The following is a 19,884-nucleotide window of genomic DNA, read 5'->3' as shown; positions in this document are numbered from 1 at the left end:
TTCTTCAGGCTTACTTGGCGCTTTCCAGCGTATCGACCGCCTTCTTCAGGTTGGCATCGGGGATCTCGACCTTGGCGCCGGCGCGCAGCGATTTGACCAGCGCAAAATACTTGTCGCGGATGACCGCCTGCTTGGCCTGGTCCTTGACGTCGTCGAAGGCCGGCGGCTGCTTGGTGCGCTTGTCCTCGAGCTTGATGACATGCCAGCCGAACTGCGACTGCACCGGCTGCGCGGTGTATTTGCCGACCTCGAGCGCGAAGGCCGCCTTGTCGAACTCCGGCACCATCTGGCCAGGTCCGAACCAGCCGAGATCGCCGCCGCTGGTCTTGCCTGAGGGATCGCTGGTGTGCTCGTTGGCGAGCTTCTGGAAGTCGGCGCCGCCGTCGAGCTGCTTGATGATGGCCTCGGCCTCTTCCTTCGTCTTCACGAGGATGTGACGGGCATGCACCTCGTTGACCGGCGGCGTGCTGGCGATTTCCTGGTCGTAGCGGGCGCGAACCTCGGCGTCGGTGACCTTGTCGACGACGCCCTTCTCGACCATCTCGCCATGCAGCGCGCGCTGCTGCAGGAAGGCCATGCGGCGCTGGAAGTCGGGATCCTTGTCGAGCCCGGTGGTGACCGCCTGGGCGGCCATGACGCGGATTTCGATGGCCGCCGAAAGGGCCGCGGCGCGGCGCTGCTCGGCCGGCAGCTGCGCGAACTGCTGCGACAGCTCGCCTTCGGCGAGCACCAGATCGGCTTCGGTCAAGGGCTGGCCGTTGATCGTGGCGATCACGGTGTTCGGATCGACCGGTGCCGCGGCGGGTGCTGCCGCGGGGGCGGGAGCGGTCTGCTGCGCCATCAGCGGCGACAGCGAAATAGCCGACAGGCCGAATGCCAGGCCAAGGCTGGCGAGCGACGCACGGCGGAACAACAAGGACATGAAGATGACTCCGGTGAGGGATTGTAAGGAGGGATGGCTTCCAGATCAGCCAGATTGTGGCGGAATTTGGCGCGACCGGCAGAGCCAGCGCGGCGTTGACATCAGTTGAGCCCCCTCTTATCTGTCCAACGACTTTGCGTCCAGAACCGTTTTCCGGGCGCTTTTTGTGTTTGCCCGTGTTCAGGCGGTGCGTTCACGTGGATTTGATGGGGCCAGCCGGCGCCCGTCTCAAGATTGAGAATTCTATCGAAAGGGCCATTGTATGGTCAGTCTCGGCGGTCTCGCCCGTAAGGTTTTCGGTTCCTCCAACGACCGTCGGGTCAAATCGACCCGGCCCCGTGTCGAGGCGATCAACGCCATGGAAAACGAGATGCGGGCGCTCTCCGACGAGGATCTGGTCGCCCGCACCGCGAAATTCCGCCAGGACATCGCCAACGGCGCCACGCTCGACGACCTGTTGGTGCCGGCCTTTGCCACCGCCCGCGAGGCGGCGCGCCGCGTTCTCGGCATGCGCCCCTTCGACGTCCAGCTGATCGGCGGCATGGTACTGCACAATGGCGGCATCGCCGAGATGCGCACCGGCGAGGGCAAGACCCTGGTCGCGACGCTGCCGGTCTACCTCAACGCGCTCGCCGGCAACGGCGTCCACGTCGTCACCGTCAACGACTATCTCGCCACCCGCGACGCCGAATGGATGGGCCGCGTCTACAAGTTCCTCGGCCTTTCGGTCGGCGTCATCGTCCATGGCCTGTCCGACGAGGAGCGCCGCGTCGCCTATGCCGCCGACGTCACCTACGCCACCAACAACGAACTCGGCTTCGACTATCTGCGCGACAACATGAAGTACGAGCGCGCCCAGATGGTGCAGCGCGGTCACAATTACGCGATCGTCGACGAGGTCGATTCCATCCTGGTCGACGAGGCGCGCACGCCGCTGATCATTTCCGGTCCGCTCGAGGACCGTTCGGAAATGTACAACACCATCGACACCTTCATCATCCAGCTGCAGCCGCAGGATTATGAGATCGACGAGAAGCAGAAGACCTCGATCTTCACCGAGGAAGGCACCGAGAAGCTGGAGAACCTGCTGCGCGACGCCGATCTGCTCAAGGGCGAGTCGCTCTACGACGTCGAGAACGTCGCCATCGTCCACCATGTCAACAATGCGCTGAAGGCGCACCAGCTGTTCCAGAAGGACAAGGACTATATCGTCCGCAACGGCGAGATCGTCATCATCGACGAGTTCACCGGCCGCATGATGCCGGGCCGCCGCTATTCGGAAGGCCTGCACCAGGCGCTCGAAGCCAAGGAGCATGTGGCGATCCAGCCGGAGAACCAGACGCTCGCCTCGGTCACCTTCCAGAACTACTTCCGCCTCTACAAGAAGCTTTCCGGCATGACCGGCACGGCGCTGACCGAGGCCGAGGAGTTCGGCAACATCTACAATCTCGACGTCACCGAGATCCCGACCAACCTGCCGGTCATCCGCAAGGACGAGGACGACGAGGTCTACCGGACGGTCGAGGAGAAGTACAAGGCGATCGTCAAGGAAATCCGCGAAGCCAGCGCCAAGGGCCAGCCGACGCTGGTCGGCACCACCTCCATCGAAAAATCCGAGCAGCTGGCCGAGCGCCTGCGCAAGGAAGGCTTCAAGGATTTCGAGGTGCTGAACGCCCGCCACCACGAGCGCGAGGCGGCGATCGTCGCCCAGGCCGGCAAGCCGGGCGCCATCACCATCGCCACCAACATGGCCGGCCGCGGTACCGACATCAAGCTTGGCGGCAATGCCGAGATGCGCATCGCCGATGAGGTGGGCGACATGCCGGCCGGGCCCGAGCGCGAGGCGCGGGAAAAGGAAATCAATGACGACGTCGAGCGCCTGAAGGAAAAGGCGCTCGCCGCCGGCGGCCTCTACGTACTGGCCACCGAACGCCACGAGTCGCGCCGCATCGACAACCAGCTCAGGGGTCGTTCAGGAAGACAAGGCGACCCTGGCCGTTCGAAATTCTTCCTGTCGCTGCAGGACGACCTGATGCGCATCTTCGGTTCCGAGCGCATGGACGGCATGCTGCAGAAGCTCGGCCTGAAGGAAGACGAAGCGATCATCCATCCGTGGATCAACAAGGCGCTGGAAAAGGCGCAGAAGAAGGTCGAGGCGCGCAACTTCGACATCCGCAAGAACCTTTTGAAATACGATGACGTCTCCAACGACCAGCGCAAGGTGGTGTTCGAGCAGCGCATCGAGCTGATGGACGGCGAAGGCCTCTCGGAAACCATCACCGAGATGCGCGAGGGCGTCATCGACGAGATCGTCGCCAAGGCCATTCCCGAAAACGCCTATGCCGAGCAGTGGGATGTTGCCGGGCTGAAGGCCGAGGTCGCCGAATTCCTCAATCTCGACCTGCCGGTCGAGGACTGGGCCAAGGAAGAGGGCATCGCCGAGGACGACATCCGCGAGCGCATCGCCGCGGCCGCCGACGCCGCCGCCAAGGAGCGCTCCGAGCGTTTCGGCCCCGAGGTGATGAGCTATGTCGAGCGCTCGGTGGTGCTGCAGACGCTCGACCATCTGTGGCGCGAGCACATCGTCAATCTCGACCATCTGCGTTCGGTCGTCGGCTTCCGCGGCTACGCCCAGCGCGATCCGCTGCAGGAATACAAGGGCGAGGCATTCGAGCTGTTCCAGGCGATGCTGGGCAATCTGCGCCAGGCCGTCACCGCGCAGCTGATGCGCGTCGAACTCGTGCGCCAGGCCGCCGAAGCACCGCCGCCCGAGGCGCCCGACATGTTCGGCACCCATATCGACGGCACCACCGGGGAGAATGACTTCGACGGCGGCGAGACGGCGCTGCTGGTCCGCCCGGAGACGACCGCCATCGTCGCCCCCGAGGACCGCGACCCCAACAACCCCGCGACATGGGGCAAGGTCGGCCGCAACGAAGCCTGCCCGTGCGGCTCCGGCAAGAAGTACAAGCACTGCCACGGGGCGTTCGCGTAAGGGCGCTCTCTTCCTTCTCCCCGTCACTATACGGGGAGAAGGGCGCTCCCGCCCACGCTTTCTTAATGTGTCTCCGCTACACCAAAGCCTGAAAAGAGGCGGGGAAACGGAGAGATATCGGGGTGCGCTTTTCCGCGGCCACGACAGCCGGGCGGTTCTTGCCGCAGCGTTTGGCGCTGCGCATGCGACCGTTGCTTGGCCGCATCGACGCCGTGCTGTTCACCGCCGACGAGCGCGGCGAGGCCGGCCGCATGTCGGTCATCGCCTTCTCCATCCGCATTGTCAGCGCCGTCATCGCCTTCGTCAGCCAGGTGCTGATGGCGCGCTGGATGGGCTCGTTCGAATACGGCATCTTCGTCCTCGTCTGGGTGACGATGGTCATCGTCGGCAACCTCGCCTGTCTCGGCTTCCACACCTCGGTCATCCGCTTCATCCCCGAATACCGCGAGCGCGGCATGCTGGCGGAATTGCGCGGCATCGTGCTGGCCAGCCGCCTGTTCGTGCTGATCGCCTCCACGCTCATCGCCGGGCTCGGCGCGCTCGGCGTCTGGCTGGCTTCGCCGTGGATCGAAAACTATTATGTGATCCCGTTCATCCTAGGCGTCATCTGCCTGCCGATGATCGCCATGTCCGACCTGCTGCAAGGGCTGGCGCGTGCCAATTCATGGGCGCTGTTCGCGCTCTCGCCGACCTATCTGGTGCGGCCGGTGCTGATCCTGCTGTTCATGGCGCTGATGCTGCTGGCGGGCTACGCGCCCGACGCAAAAACCGCGATCTTCGCTTCGATCGCCGCCACCTATGTGACCACGCTCGGCCAGCTCATCGGCGTCACCCAGCGAATGGAACGGAAGATTCCCGCCGGACCGATGAAGGTCCATTTCGCGCAGTGGTTCATCGTGTCGCTGCCGATCTTCCTGGTCGAGAGCTTCTTCTTCCTGCTCACCAATGCCGACGTGCTGATGGTCGGCGCCTATATGGATCCCAACGACGTCGCCGTCTATTTCGCCACGGTGAAGACGCTGGCGCTGGTGCATTTCGTTTATTTCGCGGTCAAGGCCGGCGTTGCCCAGCGCTATGCGCAGTTCACCCATGGCGAGCCGCACAAGCTCGCCGCCTTCGCCCGCGAGACGGTGTCGTGGACGTTCTGGCCGTCGCTCTTGATGGCGCTGCTGGTGCTCGCCCTGGGCGAGCCGATGCTGGTGCTGTTCGGCCCAGAATTCAGCAGTGGCTATCCGCTGCTGTTCCTGCTCGTCTTCGGCGTCGTGGCCCGGGCCGCCGTCGGTCCATGCGAAAGCCTGCTGACGATGAGCGGCAACCAGAACATCTGCGCCGCCGTCTACGCCATGACGCTGGCCTTCAACATCGGCCTCAACGTGATGCTGATCCCGCTCTTCGGCCTGTGGGGCGCGGCCATGGCCACCGCCTTTGCCATGATCTTCGAAGCCTGCGCGCTGTCCTTCACGGTCTGGCGCCAGCTCGGCATCGTCATGCTCATCTTCGTGCCTGTAAAAGGAGCCGCGTGATGGCCGCCGTCCCGTTGCTTGAGGAAACCAGCGGCGGCACCGCCGGCGCCATGGTGTCCGGCCTTGCCGGGCTGACCCGCGACGCGGATCCCGCCCATATCGAGATCCTCGCCAACAACCGGCCCGAGCGCAAACTCGCCATCTACCCGGCATCGGCCGGCTTCGACCTGGTCGAAGAACTGGACTATCTCTGCACCCGCACGATCGAGCCGAACGTTTTCTTCAACCCGCGCTTCCTGGCGCCGGCCATGCCCCGGCTGGAGGATCGCGAGGTGCGGCTGGCGGTGATCCGCGACGGCGACGAATACCGCAACCGGCTGCGCCTTCTGGTGCCGTTCTCGGTGGAACGGCCGGGGATGCCGCTCGGCGTGCCGGTCATGCGCACGTGGTCGAGCCCGTTCGGCCCGCTCGGCACGCTGCTGGTCGACCGCGACGACCCGGTCGGCGTCGTCGAGGATTTCTTCTCGATGCTGTCGCGCCCGCACCTCAAGCTGCCGAAGGTGTTCGTGCTGCCCGATATCCGGCTCGATGGCCCGGTGGCGAGCCTGCTTGCCACCGTGGCCGAGACACGCGGCCTGATGCTGGTCACCACCGGCCAGAGCCAGCGCCCGGCACTGGAGAGCGAAGCCGACGGAGACGACTATCTGAAGGCCTCGCTGCGCTCGCACCACTATCGCGAGTTCCGCCGGCTGAAGCGGCGCCTCGGCGACCTCGGCAAACTGGAACATGTCGTGGCGCGCGGCCCTGAAGAGATCCGCCACGCCATCGAAAGCTTCTTGACACTGGAAGCGGCCGGCTGGAAGGGCCGCGAACGCACCGCCATGGCGATCGACCGCTACCGCGCCGCCTTCGCCCGCGAGGCCGTGCACCGGTTGGCCGAACAGGACATGTGCCGCATCCATTCGCTGACGCTCGACGGCCGCACCATTGCCTGCCTGATCGTCTTCGTCGAAGCCGGCGTCGCCTACACCTGGAAGACGGCCTATGACGAGACGCTGGCCGCCTACTCGCCGGGCACGCTGCTGATGATCGAGGTGACCAGGCAGCATCTCGACGATCCCAACATCATGGTGACCGATTCCTGCGCCATGCCCGACCATCCGGTGATGAGCCGGCTGTGGACCGAGCGCAAGCCGATGGGCACGCTGGTGATCGGCCTGACGCCGGACGCCGACCGCCTCGCCCGCCAGGCCGCCTCGCAACTGCACCTCTACCGCGAAACCCGCAACATGGCCCGCCTGCTGCGCCTCCGGATGAAGAGCTTGCTGGGACGGCGGTAGGGGCCGCCAGAGCAATTCCAGGAAAAGTGTGAAACGGTTTTCCGTCCGGAATTGCGTTAACCTCTAGCCACTGGGGCCGACTTGCGCCGCGCGTCGCTCACCGTCAGCCAGACAGCGGAAACGAAGAAGTAGAAGGCGCCGAAGGCGGCATAGGGCGCGATATTGGTGACGTCGACCGTCGCCGCACTGCCCGCCATCTTCACAAAGAAAATGCCCGCCAGTGCCGACTGAGCGCCGCTCAGCACCATTGCCCACTGCGCGCCAGACGTCCACCGTCTGATCGCGGTAGCGAGTTGAAAGAGGCCCGAAAGGACCGCCCAGACGCCGAAGACAGCCAGCACCGCATTCATGCTCTTAGCGAGGGCCACGGCGACTGCGACAGTGGTGATGACGCTGACGACGAAGTTGAGCAGCTGCGTTTTGTTGCGGTTCAAGCCGCCGGTGCGCCGGGCGTCGATGAAGTTGGCCAGCGCATCCCAAGCCGGATAGGCAACCAGCATGATGGCTGCCAGGGGCGGCATTGCCTTGGCGAGAGTGAAAGCCAGCAGGATCCAGGCGGTCGAAACGGCAAAGCGGATAAAATAGTAGCTCTTAAGCCAGGTGGTTGAGGATTGGACCAGATAGGATTCATTCGTCTTGGCAAGCATTTTGGTTCTCCTTCGTATTCGATACCTTATCTACCTACTAATAGGCAGGCAATAATTCCGACGTTATCGGGCTTGTGCGGCAAATTGCGACGCCACCAGAATTCGGGCGGAGCGGGGCTCGCCGCCTCCCGCGCAAATGAACTTGTCAGTGAACCTTCGCCGATAACCGCTGCACGGTCGGCGTCAGGATGGCGTTAAAGACGGCAGGATCGCCATAGGCACGCGCCGACAGCATCGCGCCATGGACAGTCGCCATGAAGGTCTCAGCCTCCAGTTCCGCCGAGCCGGCGAATTTGAGAACCCCCTGTTCAGCGCCGCGCTGCATGACCTTGGTCAACCAGGACGACAGAAACCGAAAGTAGGCCCGCACCTCGACGGCAACCTCAGGCGGGAGCGCCGGGAGTTCGCTGGCAAGCAGCGCGCAGACGCAAAACGGGATGCTCGCGTCTTCAATGCATTTTGCCCAGTAGCCAGCATAGGTTTGAAGCAGTGCAAGCGGGTCAGGGAATTTACTTTCCAGATCTGCCATGCTGACCTCGGTACGCTCGCGATGGCGCGCCACAAGGGTGCGAACAAGGTCGACTTTGCTGGGGAAATGATGGTGGATGCTCGCCTTGCGGATCCCCACCACCTCGGCGATATCGGCATAGCTGAACCCGTTGTAGCCGCCCGAAACAATGAAGTTCCGCGCCGACGCCAAAATCTGATCGGAGGTCATTACAAGATTGCTCATGGGGCGTACCTACCTTCTAGTAGGATGATTGTCAATATCGGATCGTGCCGAGGGTGAGATACATCTTCCATCCCGCTGCCGGTCCGGATGATCGGTGAGGAAAGCCAGACGAACGGCAAGCCTTAGCCAAGGCTTCCGCGATCACACCATAGGCTAACGCGATCAAGCAGTTCACAATACAACTACAAGCGGTCGATTCCTTAGGGATGTAGCCACTCCGAAAGCCCGCCACAGGTAGCTCCCGTGGCGGGCTTTTCATCGATCAGGGATTAGGGGTTCCAGGCTGGATTTCGGACTTCGCGCATAAGCGAGGCCAAACCGATTTCGGCTTCGGCGTGATCGTTTCACCGAAATACCGCAGCGAGACGTGGCGCCTGAATTAGCCCCGACCATTTTAGCAAAATTGAATATTCGAATAGACGGTCTATAATTTGCCAGCCGGCAAAACCTACCCCGTTTGCCGGTTAGGCCCGGCGGTCAAACCCCGAGCCCCCCGCCATGGCCGCCGGGCCGCTGGAAAACGGCCGGCAACGCTACGGCGATGGTGCCGGGTTGAGGCTGCGCAAGAATCGGTGGCGGAGCGCTGACGGATATGTCGGAATTCCTCACCGCAACCAGCGAAGGGAGGTCTTTCCCATGCACACGGCAGCGCTGCGGCTTCGATCGATCCGAGAAGTGTTGTTGCCGCTGATGGGGTTTGCCGACTGGCACGAAGGTGTCAGTGCGGAAGGCAGGCCCATTTGGCAACGTTACATTGCCAAAACGGACTCGTGGGAGTCCCGTCCGATGACACCTGAAGAGGAAGCCGAGGCATTCTGGTGGTGTCATCCACCGTATTGAGCGCGCGGGCGTCACTGGCAGGGTTCCGACGGCTGAAACGCCGTTGACCAGGAGCTGACCCGGAAAAGCCCGCGCCACGGAGGGACCGATGACGCGGGCCGGCCGATGTGCGCACCGGCCTGCGACGGAGCCAAAGCAGCGGCGTCCGAAGCATCAACTCAACCATTCGAAACCGCTAACGTTCCCTCGCCAAGGCTATCGCCTTCAGGCTGCCCCGCCAACACAAGCTTGCCGACGGCGAAGCCGGCATCCTCGAAAAACACCGAGATGTCGGCGCGACTGGAAAGTGTATCGTTTCACACAATTTCCAATTGCTGGACTCGCGCGATGCGTCGGTAGTTTAATTTTTGCATCGAGCCGCGGCGTGGAAGGGTTACGAACTGGGAGGAAGCAGACATGGATTTAGAATTCGACATCCGCCATCCAACTGACGATCAGCCGTACGAAATTACCTCTTTCGCCCAAAAGTACGGCCTGACGATCCCGATTGCGGACGCCGTGCTTTTCGCAAAAGGACCGTCGCGGACGGCATGCGACGCTGCCGCATTGGCTTTCCTCTGCGCGATTGCCGCGCAAGCCAAGAAACAGAGGGCGCCATAGGCCAGCCGGCGAAAAACTGAACAAACTCAGTGCCTGAAAAAAGGGATGGTGCCTAGCCGGTCTCCAGCGTTCATTCTCGCTCCTTCTGCTGTGATCCTTAAGCCGTCTCGTGGAAACTCGCCGGGACTTGACATCTCGGGGTGCCCGTCCGGAGCCTGACACTTGCGCCACCTTGCGATACAACACGCGAAGGAGGTGGGACATGAGAAAGGCATTACTGGCGATTTTGACCGTCTTGATTGTATGCGCCATGACCTTTCCGCAACCGGCTATGGCCAAGGGGAAGGGCTTCAGGAAGCACATGCAGCAAGCAGCCGACGAAGCAGCCATTGCAAACGGCACCGCCACTCCCGAGCAGAAGGCAAGGGACGCCAAGCGCAAGAAGAGACAAGCCGAGCTTAGTGCCATCCGTGCCAAATTGCACTCTGGCAGCGACCAACCCAAAGGCTGACGTCCCCGGCTTTGATGCTGTCCGCCGGGAAAGACACGGATAGGCAGATACGCGCCTGAACATTCGCGCCTCACCAAGGCCGACCACCCCGGAGACACCTTCAGATGCTGTTGAATTTCCTGGGCCACGGAGGGTCCAGTGGTGCCCCTAGCCGGGATCGAACCAGCACTCCTTGCGGAACTCGATTTTGAGTCGAGCGCGTCTACCAATTCCGCCATAGGGGCTCAGGCCGGGCGGCCTGGATGGGCGCGGACTATACGGTCGGAGGCCTGTTCGTCAACTGGCCAATTCGAAGACGCCGAGCTTTCATGAAATTCGCTTTCCGATTTCGGGAGGGGCTTTGAAGGCCTCTAGGCAGACGAAACGCGTCGTGATGCTGCGCCGGTCGATCATGACGTTGGCGCCGAGGTCATGGCTGCGGAACGTCTGCCATTCCGGCGCCCAACCTTGAGACCGAAAACCAGACGCAGAATCGCAGAGCGTGCGGCGATTGCGGCGATCGCCAGGCTTGTCGCGAACGACAGGGCTGCCACCGTCGCATATTTGATGAACGGCGCGTCGACCCAGCCCAGCAACCAGAAGCCGATGAGGACGATCACCGTCTGGTGGACGATGTAGAACGGCATGGCGATTGCGCCGAAGCTGGTGAGGAACGGCAGCGGCCGCGAGAGATAGGCGCTGCCATAGCCGATCAGAGCGACCAGGCACGTCCACTCCGCTACCGTCCGCAAGGCAAGGCCGGTGCCGGGCGGCGGCACGACGGATATCATTCCGAAGCGCAGCGCAAGCCATCCAGCCGACAGGATGGCAGCCGCCAGTACCCATGTCCGGCGGTGGCGTCGGGCGGCAACGGTCAGGTTGGGACACGCCATGGCAAAGGCGCCGGCCAGCAACAACCACATATAGTGGAAGTTGTTCGCCCAGTCGTCGATGAGGGCGTGAGTGCTTGGGAAAGAGGCGCGAAGCGTCAACTCGATCAGCAGAAGCGGCAACCCCAACGCCGCCAGCACCACGCTCCCGGTGACAGGTGAGAACGGAATTCGAGGCCTTTGCATGGTCCAGCACAGAAGCAGCAACGGCGGCAGGAGCAACACCGAGAATACGAAGAGATAGGCCAGGAACCAAAGATGGTGCCAGCTGAAATTTCCTTCCGGGTAGCAGCACGACGTGAAGAAGCTGAGATAAAAGGCTAGAAAGCTGCCGCTGAAATCGACAGGGCTGGTGCGCAATGTGACGAGCGGCGAGATCCGCTCCACATAAACTTGCGGGGGCACGACGATCATCATGCCAAAAAGCAACGGCACGAACAGGCGCTGGAATCGTTCGCCCAGGAAGCGGCGCACGCTTCGTGCGCTGAGGCTTGCATACGCGCTCATACCGGCCAGGAGAAACAGGAGCGGCATTCCGACGATGTTGAAAACGGCGACGAGCACATCGGCGGCAATGAAGGTCTGCGCATTCTTGATATGCCAGTCCTCGCTGTCGAACAGCCGGGCCGAGTGGAACAGGATGAGCCCAAGGACGACAAGCGTCCTGAGGTGGTCGATGTAGAATTCGCGGTGTTTGTTCGCGCCTGACGCTGGAGACGACATCCGCTGTTCCCGTGATAGATTGGCGATGCGGCCGGTCTAGCGACGTCCGTGCCGCATTGCAGCCGCCATGGGACGAGCGGCGGATGGGTGGTGCAAGCGGCGCAAGCCGTGGCATCGGAGGGCCGATCGGCGGCGGTGGAGGACAAATGGCGGACATGCCGCGGGCGGATAAGGGCCAGGATCTGGAGCGCCGCGTCCTGCGTCGCATCTTCTGGCCGGCTGCGGTCAGCCTCGCCGCCGTGGCCGTGATCAACGTGATGACGCTGCTTACGGAGGCACAGCGCGCCGGCACTCCGCTCGATGCCGGCATTCCCCTGGTGCTGGAATTCTCCAGCGTATCGGTACTCCTGGCACTAATTCCCCTGATAAGCGTCTTCATGCGCATGGTGCCATTGCAGCCTTCGCAATGGCTCGTTGCCCTGCCGCTTTATCTGGGCATGAGCATTGCCTTATCCGCTCTGCATGTGCTCGGCATGGTGACACTGCGCAAAGCACTCTTCTGGGCCTTCTGGGACCGCTCCTACATCTTCTTCAACGCACCGTTGACCGATTTTCTCTATGAATACCGCAAGGACCTGCTGTCCTTCTCGGTTATCGTGCTGATCTGCCACCTGGTGCGGCGGCTTGAGGAAAAACGGCGCGACCTGACGACCGCCGGGGTGCAGTCACAGCCGGCGGACCGTCTGGCGTTGAGATCTGGCAGTCGCACCGTCTGGGTGGATGCCGCCAGCTTCGAATGGGCCTGCGCTGCGGGCAACTATGTCGAACTTCATGGCGGCGGCGGCTCACGTCTCCTGCGCATGACACTTCTGGGGCTGCAGGACCTGCTCACGCGGTCTGGAGTGGCTGTGGTTCGAGTGCATCGCTCTCGCATCGTCAATCGCGCCAAGGTGCGTGAAGTGCTGCCCACACGCGATGGCGATTTCGTGGTGCGTCTGCTGAGCGGCACTGAAGTGCGCGGCTCCAGACGTTATCGCGAAATCCTGGCAGTCGACGAACGCAGCGGCAGTTGCCCCTAGACCGGATGATTTCAGGTCGAACCGACCTGACGTCAACTTGCCAATTGTCGACGCCCCGGATGCGACCAAACTTCACCTTTCGATTTCGTGACGGCGCTGCCATTGTGCGGCGCGGAAAATCTTTCTAGACAGGTGGCGCATCAAAGCGCGGCGCGTCTGACGGGATGGATGGCGCGCGCTTTGGGTCTTTGTCTTGTGCATGCCCTTTGGTTTGTGCATGCCAATGTCCCGAAACCGCTGCGCACTTTTGGGCGACACGCATAGGAGTGCCGATGCTTCGCGGACTTTACGACTGGACCTTGTCGCTGGCGGCAAGGAAATCCGCGGAATGGTGGCTTGCCATCATCGCCTTCATTGAAAGCTCGTTCTTCTTCGTGCCGGCCGACGTGCTCTATCTGCCGATGGCGTTGGCACGCCCCGACCGCGCCTACCGCTATGCGCTGACCGCCACAGCCGCCTCGGTGCTGGGCGGCATCGCCGGCTGGATGATCGGCTATTTCGCCTACGACGCCATCGCCCGTCCGATCCTGGAGCATTTCGGCGGCCTGTCGACCTTCGAGCGCTGGCAGAATTCTGGTACTGGCCTGATGCTGGTGCTGCTCGTTACTTCCGGTCTCGCGCACCTGCCGCCGATCAAGGTCGTCACCATCCTTGCCGGCGCCCTGCACGTCAATTTGCTGATCTTCATCATCTCGGCCATCGTCGCGCGCGGCGGCCGCTTCCTGCTCTTGGCCTGGCTGCTGCGCCGCTATGGCGAATCGATCCGCGAATTCATCGAAAAGCGCCTCGGACTGATCGCAGGCGCCGGGGCGGCTGCCCTGATTTTGCTCTATATGACAGTCAAATACGCGCTTTAGTCCGCGTCGCCCAAAACCAGCGGCTTTGGGACGACGGCATGGACAAAGGCGCGGCGAACTCGACGGACGAAAGACACGATGACTGCGACCATGAATGCCGACACCGGACGTCAGCGGACGCGGACGGCCTTGTTTCTGGCGGTCGCCATGGCCGCGACCGTCGGCTCGGCGCTCGGCTTCCAGTACATCGGCGGCTACATCCCCTGCCACCTCTGCCTTGAGCAGCGCACGCCCTACTATATCGGCGTGCCGCTGATGCTGCTGGCGGTGCTTGCATCCATGCTGCACGCGCCGGCGTGGCTGACGCGCGGCCTGCTGGCCATAGGCGGCCTGCTGATGCTCTATGGCCTCTACCTCGGCGTCTATCACTCCGGCGTCGAATGGCAGTGGTGGGCCGGCCCGACCGATTGCACCGCGGGCGCCGGACCGGTGGACACCGGCGGCAAGGGCGTGCTCGACGCGCTCGACAAATTCGTGCCGCCGTCCTGCGACAAGGCGGCGCTGCGCATCCTCGGCCTGTCGCTGGCCGGCTGGAACGCCATCGCCAGCCTCGTCCTGGCCGCCGTCGCCCTGCGCGGCGTTTTTACGCGCGACTAAACCAGCCCGACGCAGAGTTCGTCGAGAAATTCGGCAGGCTGAGTCGCGTGGCGCGGCTTTCGACGTCCGAGCCAGATCGACCACCACTCCGTCTCGGCTTCGCCGAGCCACCTCTCCCCCGATCGACGGGGTAGAGGAAAGGCGCCAGCCTATTGCAGCCAGCGCTCCTCCAACAGGCTCCCTTCCTCTCCCTCCGGAGGGGGAGAGGTGGCGCTGCGAAGCAGCGACGGAGTGGGGGAAGCCGGTCCTTAATCACGAAGCCGCTGACAAGTAAGCGCGCCCGAGCTGGTCCGAGATTATCATGGTCTGGTAGACATGCGAGCACCGGAAGCGCAGAAAATCGCTTCAGGCGGCCAGCCTCCCGAACTATCGAACCATCTCAAGGTTCCAGTTCGACATCCCAGTATAGATAATCCATCCAGCTTTCGTGCAGATGGTTGGGCGGGAACAGGCGGCCGTTATTGTGCAGGTCGTGCACCGTCGGCTGGTATGGTTTCTGCAGCGGCCACATCTTGGCATGCGCCGGCATCATGCCGCCCTTCCTGAGATTGCAGGGCGAGCAGGCGGCCACGACATTCTCCCACGTCGTGGCGCCACCGCGATGGCGGGGGATGACATGATCGAAGGTCAGATCCTCCGGCGTGCCGCAATACTGGCACTGGAAGCGGTCGCGCAGGAAGACGTTGAAGCGGGTGAAGGCCGGATGCCTGGACGGCTTCACATAGGCCTTCAGGCTGACGACGCTCGGCAGCTTCATCGAGAAGGTCGGCGAGGACACCGCGTGCTCGTATTCGGCGACGATGTTGACCCTGTCGAGGAACACCGCCTTGATGGCATCCTGCCAGGACCAGAGCGACAGAGGGTAATAGCTGAGCGGACGGTAATCCGCATTCAGCACCAGTGCTGGAAGCCCATCCGGAGATACGGCAACCGTCACGTGTTTACCTCCTTGGTTCTAGACCCGAACGGCGCGGATACTGTAAGCCCGACATGACAGGGATGTGAAGCGGATTGTCGCGTCGCTGAAACGCCAAAAAAGCATGATTTTTATGCTTTTTTGCGGATTTAAGCCGGTGGCGCGGCGTCCCGCCCTCTGGTTTCGCGATAATAGGACCAGAAAAGCCGCGATGCGACACCTCGCCACGGGCTCCATGATTCGGCCAGTGCGATCAGTGTTTTCTCCGGCGGACGCGGCTCGATGCCGAGCGCATGACCGACCGCGCTCTGCAGGGCGACGTCGCGCGCCGGAAAAATATCGGGATGCCCGGCGGCAAACAAAAGATACACTTCCGCCGTCCAAGGGCCAATGCCGGACACCGAAGTCATCGCCGCGATCGCCTCCTGGGCATCGAGCGAACAGAGGTGATGAAGGTCGAGCCCGTCGTCGACCGCCTGGGCGATAGCGATCAGGCCGCGCTGCTTCGGCCGCGACAGGCCGGCTTCGCGAAACATGTCTTCGCCGGCGGCAAGGATCGCCTGCGGCGTCAGCGGATCGACGAGTTTGGTCAGCCGGCCGAAAATCGCATCGGCGCTGGCGCGGGACACTTGCTGCGAGACGATGATCGACGCCAGGCTCCGGAACCCCGGTTCCGAAAGCCGCAGCGGCACCTCGCCGGCCATGCCGCGAACCTTTTCCAGGCGCGGGTCGATCACGCAAAGCGCGTCGAGCCCCCGGGCAATGTCGTCTGATGTGGCGATGCGTTGCATGCTTTCTTGTTCCTTGACCCTCGACAGGGTAGCAATTGGCGAAGCGCCGCAAAACATGATTGCCGCCGGACAGATGACACTCCTGACATTCCGCTTCGCCCCCAGCCCCAACGGCGAATTGCATCTCGGCCACGCCTATTCGGCGCTGCTCAATCAGAAATTGGCTGACGCCGCGGGCGGCCGACTGCTGCTGCGCATCGAGGACATCGACACGACGCGCTGCACGCCGCGGCTCGAGGCCGGCGTGCTTGCCGATCTGAAGTGGCTGGGGCTTGGCTGGGACGGGCCGGTGCGCCGCCAGTCCGAGCATTTCGCCGAGTACCAGTCGACGCTCGACCGGCTGATCGAGGAAGAGCTCGTCTATCCCGCCTTCATGAGCCGCGGCGAGATCCGGGCCTTCATCACCGACAGCGAAAAGCGCGGGCGCGACTGGCCGCGCGATCCCGACGGCGTGCCGCTCTACCCCGCCGCCGACAAGGCGCTGCCGGTGAAGGAACGCAAGCGGCGGATCGCCGCGAACGCGCCCTTCGCCTGGCGGCTGGATGTCGGCGCCGCCATGGCGCGAGCCGGCAAGGACCTGTCATGGGCCGAATTCGTCGATGAGACGCTCCTTGCGACGCGCCCCGTCGAAGCCCGGCCACAGGACTGGGGCGACGTGATCGTGGCGCGCCGCGACATCCCGACCAGCTACCACCTCGCCGTCGTCATGGACGATGCGCTGCAAGGCGTCAGCCATGTCGTGCGCGGCCAGGATCTGTTTTCCGCCACCGGCGTCCAGCGCCTGCTCCAGGAACTCCTCGGGCTGCCGCGGCCGACCTATTTCCATCATCGCCTCATCCTCGGGCCGGACGGACGAAAGCTGTCCAAGAGCCTCGGCGATACCGGCCTTGCCGCCTTGCGCCATGCCGGCGCATCGCCGGACGACGTCAGGCGCATGGTCGGGCTCTGAGCCTGGCGAGGCCAGGGAAACCGCGTGGCGAATTCGCCGTCGGTTGAATTCCAGTGATGCATGGATCAATCGTTTCGTTTTGCGCGCCGGCTTGAACCGCATTAGAGCAGCGCCACGATCAACTCTCCCTCGTGCGGCGGTCTCCCGAACATGCACAGCATCAAGCGGTTCATCCCCGCCACCTTCGTTGTCCTGTGGGCAACCGGCTTCATCGGCGCGCGCTATGCCATGCCATGGGCCGAGCCGTTCACCTTTCTTGCCGCGCGTTTTGTGCTGGCCGCCATCCTGCTTGCCGTCCTGATGCTCGTGCTGGGTTCGAAAAGAGCCACCCGCACCGAGGCGCTGCACGCCACCGGCGCCGGCATCCTGATGCATGGCGTCTATCTCGGCGCCGTCTTCTGGGCCATTCATCGGGGCATGCCGGCCGGCTTTTCGGCCCTCATCGTCGGCCTGCAGCCGCTGATCACGGCAGTGCTTGCCGGCAAGTTCCTCGGCGAGGCGATCCTGCCGCGCCACTGGGCCGGCCTTGGCATCGGCCTCGTCGGCATCGTCATCGTGCTGTGGCCGAAGCTCGGCGCGCTCGGCGGCGGCGTGACGGCGGCGACGCTGACCGCCTCGCTGGTCTCGGTGCTCGGCATGAGCGCCGGCACCATCTGGCAGAAGCGCTTCGCTTCCGGCGGCGACCTCGTCGCCGCGACCATGTGGCAATATGTCGGCGGCGCCTCTTTGATGATCCTCGCCTCGCTTGCCTTCGAGACGCGCACCGTCGTCATCAACGGCGAATTGATTTTCGCCATGGCCTGGCTGGTGCTGGTGCTGTCGCTCGGCGCCATATTCCTGCTGATGGTGATGATCCGCGACGGCGAGATGTCGAAAGTGGCCTCGCTGTTCTATCTGGTGCCGGCGGTGACGGCCATCATCGCCTGGGCCCTGTTCGACGAGCAGCTCAATGCGCTGCAGATCGTCGGCATGGCGATCACGACATTCGGCGTCGGCCTTGCGACGGCTCGACAGACCAAGCCTCAGCCTGTCAATCAACCGACTCGGGCGCGCGCCTCCAGATAGCGGCTGATCGCGGCATTGAGCTCGCCGCCAAGGATGAATATCGCCGAGAGCATGTAGAGGAAGACCACCGCGATCATGATCGAGGCGAGGCCCGCATAGGTCGTCACATAAGACGAGAAATGATCGAGATAGGTGGCGAAGATGGTCGAACCGATAAGCCATGCCGCCAGCGTGAAGATGATGCCCGGTACGATCGAGACCAAGCGGCGCTTGCCCGCCGGCAGCCAGAAATGCACGGCAAACAATCCGCCGACAATGACCGCCGAGGCGATGACGTACCGCCACAGCGTGATCGTGCCCATATAGGGCTTGATCCCTTCGATATGGGCTTCGGCGAGCCGCGCCAGCAGCGGCGCGAACACCAGGAGCACGCTGATCGCCAGGAAACCGGCCGTCGCGATCAGCACGAAGATGATGCTCTGCACCCGGCGATAGATGATGCCGCGCGTTTCCGAGACGCGATAGGCGCGGTTGAGCGAAGTGCGCAGCGCCTCGATGCCGTTCGAGGCAAAGTAGGCGGCAAGCACCACGCCGTAGGTCAACAGGTCGGTGCGCCTGACGGTCAGCACATTGAGCACCTCGCGCGCGATGGGTTTGGCGATCTGTTCGGGCCAGGTGTCGAAGACCAGATGCACGGCCGTGTCGGAGAACGCCTGCGCGCCGAGGAAGCTCGCCAGCGTCGTGGCAAAGATCAGGAATGGAAACAGCGCCATCAGCGAAGTGATCGCCAGATGGCTGGCCATCGCCCAGCCGTCATCGGTGTTGAAATGGCCGAGCGCGTCGTAGAGCACGCGGCGCAGGGCGACAATATTCCGCAGCAAGAACCCGCGCTCCCTTCGATTGTCTCGACGCCGCGAATATGGGAAGGGATTGTGGCAAATGGCAACCCATGGCGAAACCACGAACAGTCAGGCGCAACAATTGCGCTCGATCATCGTCACCGGCGCCTCTTCGGGCATAGGCGCCCACTGCGCCCGCGCGTTGAAAGCCGAAGGCTGGCGGGTGTTCGCGACGGCGCGCAAGCCGGAGGACATCGCCGGGCTCGAGGCGGACGGCATCGAGGCTTTCTACCTCGACTATAGCGAACCGGACTCCATCGCCAGGCTGGTGACGGCCGTACTCGACCGCACGGGTGGCCGGCTCGATGCCCTGTTCAACAATGGCGCCTACGCGCAAGCCGGCGCCGTCGAAGACCTGCCGGTGGCGGCGCTCAAGCAGCAATTCGAAGCGAATTTCTTTGGCTGGCATGACCTGACCCGCCGTCTGGTGCCGGTGATGCGCCGCCAGGGCCATGGCCGCATCGTCCATTGCTCGTCGATCCTCGGTCTCGCGCCGGTGCGCTTTCGCGGCGCCTATTCGGCATCGAAACACGCGCTCGAAGGTCTGATGCTGTGCCTGCACCAGGAACTCAGGGGTAGCGGCATCCATGTCTCGCTGATCGAACCCGGTCCGGTAACGTCGAAGATCGCCAGCAATGCGCTGCCATGGTTCCTGGAGAACATCGACCACGAGAATTCGGTCCACCGCCTCGACTATCAGGCGCAACTGGCAAGGCTGCGGGCTGGCGGCAGCCAATCGCGGCTGAAACCAGGGCCGGAAGTGGTCCATACGGCGCTACGCCATGCACTTCTGTCGCGGCGCCCGCGCCCGCACTATGTGGTAACAGCGTCGGCCAAGATCGGTGCGATGCTCAAACGCATCCTGCCCGCATCGACGCTCTACCGCTTCCTTGCCAAACGCGCCTGAACCAACCGAACCGGGAATACACCATGGCAACCGTCTTCAACATCCTCGCCATTCTGGTCATGGTCGCCGTGGTGATCGTGCTCGTTCGCGGTCTCATCAACATGATGCGTGGCGGGTCCGGCGTCACCTCGAACAAGCTGATGCAGGCGCGTGTCTTGCTGCAGGCCGTGGCGCTGGCGCTGATCCTGCTGGCGGTGTATTTCACCCGCAAATGAGGATATCGGCAGCTGGGGAGGCGACGTGGTCAAGCTCAACAAGATCTACACCCGCACCGGCGATGATGGCACCACTGGTCTCGGCACCGGCGAACGGCGGCTGAAATCCGATCTGCGGGTGGACGCATATGGCACCGTCGACGAAG

General features: G+C 63.2%; 21 protein-coding genes and 1 tRNA gene. 14 read left to right on the top strand and 8 right to left on the bottom strand.

Annotated elements, in window-relative coordinates:
* Positions 1–10: 10 nt before the first annotated feature.
* Entirely contained in the window at positions 11–922 is a 912-nt protein-coding gene (locus tag ACFSQT_RS29150; protein WP_379024639.1) for a peptidylprolyl isomerase, read from the bottom strand.
* 262 nt (positions 923–1,184) lie between these two features.
* Between ACFSQT_RS29150 and secA the strand changes: the two genes are divergently transcribed.
* The 3 genes from secA to ACFSQT_RS29135 all read left to right on the top strand — a co-directional run bounded on the left by secA (position 1,185) and on the right by ACFSQT_RS29135 (position 6,720).
* Complete coding sequence (gene secA / locus ACFSQT_RS29145; RefSeq protein ID WP_379024637.1) at positions 1,185–3,917, top strand: preprotein translocase subunit SecA; 2,733 nt, start codon at positions 1,185–1,187, stop codon at positions 3,915–3,917.
* 122 nt (positions 3,918–4,039) lie between these two features.
* On the top strand, positions 4,040–5,440 hold the full coding sequence (locus ACFSQT_RS29140) for a lipopolysaccharide biosynthesis protein (protein WP_379024635.1): 1,401 nt from the start codon (positions 4,040–4,042) through the stop codon (positions 5,438–5,440).
* Positions 5,440–6,720 (top strand): GNAT family N-acetyltransferase, encoded by a 1,281-nt coding sequence (locus ACFSQT_RS29135; protein WP_379024633.1) that lies wholly within the window; start codon positions 5,440–5,442, stop codon positions 6,718–6,720. Before ACFSQT_RS29140 ends, ACFSQT_RS29135 begins: the two co-directional genes overlap by 1 nt.
* Before the next feature lie 56 nt (positions 6,721–6,776).
* Here ACFSQT_RS29135 and ACFSQT_RS29130 read toward each other — a convergent pair whose 3' ends face one another.
* On the bottom strand, positions 6,777–7,367 hold the full coding sequence (locus ACFSQT_RS29130) for a DUF308 domain-containing protein (RefSeq protein WP_379024631.1): 591 nt from the start codon (positions 7,365–7,367) through the stop codon (positions 6,777–6,779).
* Positions 7,368–7,512: 145 nt separating this feature from the next.
* Positions 7,513–8,100: a TetR/AcrR family transcriptional regulator gene (locus ACFSQT_RS29125; RefSeq protein WP_379024629.1), complete on the bottom strand. Its 588-nt coding sequence runs from the start codon at positions 8,098–8,100 to the stop codon at positions 7,513–7,515.
* Positions 8,101–8,598: 498 nt separating this feature from the next.
* Between ACFSQT_RS29125 and ACFSQT_RS29120 the strand changes: the two genes are divergently transcribed.
* The 3 genes from ACFSQT_RS29120 to ACFSQT_RS29110 all read left to right on the top strand — a co-directional run bounded on the left by ACFSQT_RS29120 (position 8,599) and on the right by ACFSQT_RS29110 (position 9,991).
* Positions 8,599–8,940 (top strand): hypothetical protein, encoded by a 342-nt coding sequence (locus ACFSQT_RS29120; RefSeq protein ID WP_379024627.1) that lies wholly within the window; start codon positions 8,599–8,601, stop codon positions 8,938–8,940.
* A 396-nt stretch (positions 8,941–9,336) separates the two neighbouring features.
* The gene (locus ACFSQT_RS29115) at positions 9,337–9,540 is read left to right on the top strand and encodes a hypothetical protein (RefSeq protein WP_379024625.1); all 204 of its coding nucleotides are present in this window, start codon (positions 9,337–9,339) and stop codon (positions 9,538–9,540) included.
* Positions 9,541–9,742: 202 nt separating this feature from the next.
* Complete coding sequence (locus ACFSQT_RS29110) at positions 9,743–9,991, top strand: hypothetical protein (RefSeq protein ID WP_379024623.1); 249 nt, start codon at positions 9,743–9,745, stop codon at positions 9,989–9,991.
* Between the two features lie 139 nt (positions 9,992–10,130).
* Here the strand turns inward: ACFSQT_RS29110 and ACFSQT_RS29105 are convergent.
* Positions 10,131–10,215 (bottom strand) — tRNA-Leu (locus tag ACFSQT_RS29105).
* Between the two features lie 165 nt (positions 10,216–10,380).
* Positions 10,381–11,583, bottom strand: coding sequence for an acyltransferase family protein (locus ACFSQT_RS29100; protein WP_379024621.1), 1,203 nt, complete (start codon positions 11,581–11,583; stop codon positions 10,381–10,383).
* A gap of 146 nt (positions 11,584–11,729) precedes the next feature.
* On the opposite strand from ACFSQT_RS29100, the gene ACFSQT_RS29095 reads away from it, so the two are divergent.
* From ACFSQT_RS29095 to ACFSQT_RS29085, 3 genes are all read left to right on the top strand, one after another.
* Positions 11,730–12,602: a LytTR family DNA-binding domain-containing protein gene (locus ACFSQT_RS29095; protein ID WP_379024619.1), complete on the top strand. Its 873-nt coding sequence runs from the start codon at positions 11,730–11,732 to the stop codon at positions 12,600–12,602.
* 272 nt (positions 12,603–12,874) lie between these two features.
* Positions 12,875–13,459, top strand: a complete 585-nt coding sequence (locus ACFSQT_RS29090) for a YqaA family protein (protein WP_379024617.1) — start codon at positions 12,875–12,877, stop codon at positions 13,457–13,459.
* A gap of 78 nt (positions 13,460–13,537) precedes the next feature.
* A complete protein-coding gene (locus tag ACFSQT_RS29085; RefSeq protein WP_379024615.1) occupies positions 13,538–14,056 on the top strand; it encodes a disulfide bond formation protein B in 519 nt (172 codons plus the stop codon).
* A 379-nt stretch (positions 14,057–14,435) separates the two neighbouring features.
* Here ACFSQT_RS29085 and ACFSQT_RS29080 read toward each other — a convergent pair whose 3' ends face one another.
* Positions 14,436–14,993 (bottom strand): HNH endonuclease, encoded by a 558-nt coding sequence (locus ACFSQT_RS29080; RefSeq protein WP_008874122.1) that lies wholly within the window; start codon positions 14,991–14,993, stop codon positions 14,436–14,438.
* A gap of 128 nt (positions 14,994–15,121) precedes the next feature.
* Positions 15,122–15,763 carry a DNA-3-methyladenine glycosylase family protein gene (locus tag ACFSQT_RS29075; protein WP_379024612.1) on the bottom strand — a complete coding sequence of 214 codons (642 nt, stop codon included), beginning with the start codon at positions 15,761–15,763 and terminating at the stop codon, positions 15,122–15,124.
* A gap of 73 nt (positions 15,764–15,836) precedes the next feature.
* On the opposite strand from ACFSQT_RS29075, the gene gluQRS reads away from it, so the two are divergent.
* Both gluQRS and ACFSQT_RS29065 read left to right on the top strand, forming a co-directional pair.
* On the top strand, positions 15,837–16,712 hold the full coding sequence (gene gluQRS / locus ACFSQT_RS29070; protein WP_379024610.1) for a tRNA glutamyl-Q(34) synthetase GluQRS: 876 nt from the start codon (positions 15,837–15,839) through the stop codon (positions 16,710–16,712).
* 150 nt (positions 16,713–16,862) lie between these two features.
* Positions 16,863–17,777: a DMT family transporter gene (locus ACFSQT_RS29065; RefSeq protein ID WP_379024608.1), complete on the top strand. Its 915-nt coding sequence runs from the start codon at positions 16,863–16,865 to the stop codon at positions 17,775–17,777.
* Here ACFSQT_RS29065 and ACFSQT_RS29060 read toward each other — a convergent pair.
* A complete protein-coding gene (locus ACFSQT_RS29060; RefSeq protein WP_379023822.1) occupies positions 17,747–18,598 on the bottom strand; it encodes a YihY/virulence factor BrkB family protein in 852 nt (283 codons plus the stop codon). The two genes, ACFSQT_RS29065 and ACFSQT_RS29060, sit on opposite strands and share 31 nt — an antisense overlap.
* Before the next feature lie 58 nt (positions 18,599–18,656).
* Here ACFSQT_RS29060 and ACFSQT_RS29055 point away from each other — a divergent pair, with 58 nt between their 5' ends.
* The 3 genes from ACFSQT_RS29055 to ACFSQT_RS29045 all read left to right on the top strand — a co-directional run.
* Positions 18,657–19,523, top strand: coding sequence for an SDR family oxidoreductase (locus tag ACFSQT_RS29055; RefSeq protein WP_379023824.1), 867 nt, complete (start codon positions 18,657–18,659; stop codon positions 19,521–19,523).
* A gap of 23 nt (positions 19,524–19,546) precedes the next feature.
* Positions 19,547–19,738, top strand: coding sequence for a twin transmembrane helix small protein (locus ACFSQT_RS29050; protein WP_095084854.1), 192 nt, complete (start codon positions 19,547–19,549; stop codon positions 19,736–19,738).
* 25 nt (positions 19,739–19,763) lie between these two features.
* On the top strand, positions 19,764–19,884 hold a 121-nt coding region (locus tag ACFSQT_RS29045), incomplete at its 3' end, for an ATP:cob(I)alamin adenosyltransferase (protein WP_379024680.1).

This window comes from Mesorhizobium calcicola, from assembly GCF_042682105.1.
In the GTDB taxonomy this organism is placed as follows: Bacteria; Pseudomonadota; Alphaproteobacteria; order Rhizobiales; family Rhizobiaceae; genus Mesorhizobium; species Mesorhizobium calcicola.
Note: the sequence above shows the minus strand (reverse complement) of the source record. Positions and strands in the feature narration are given on the sequence as shown.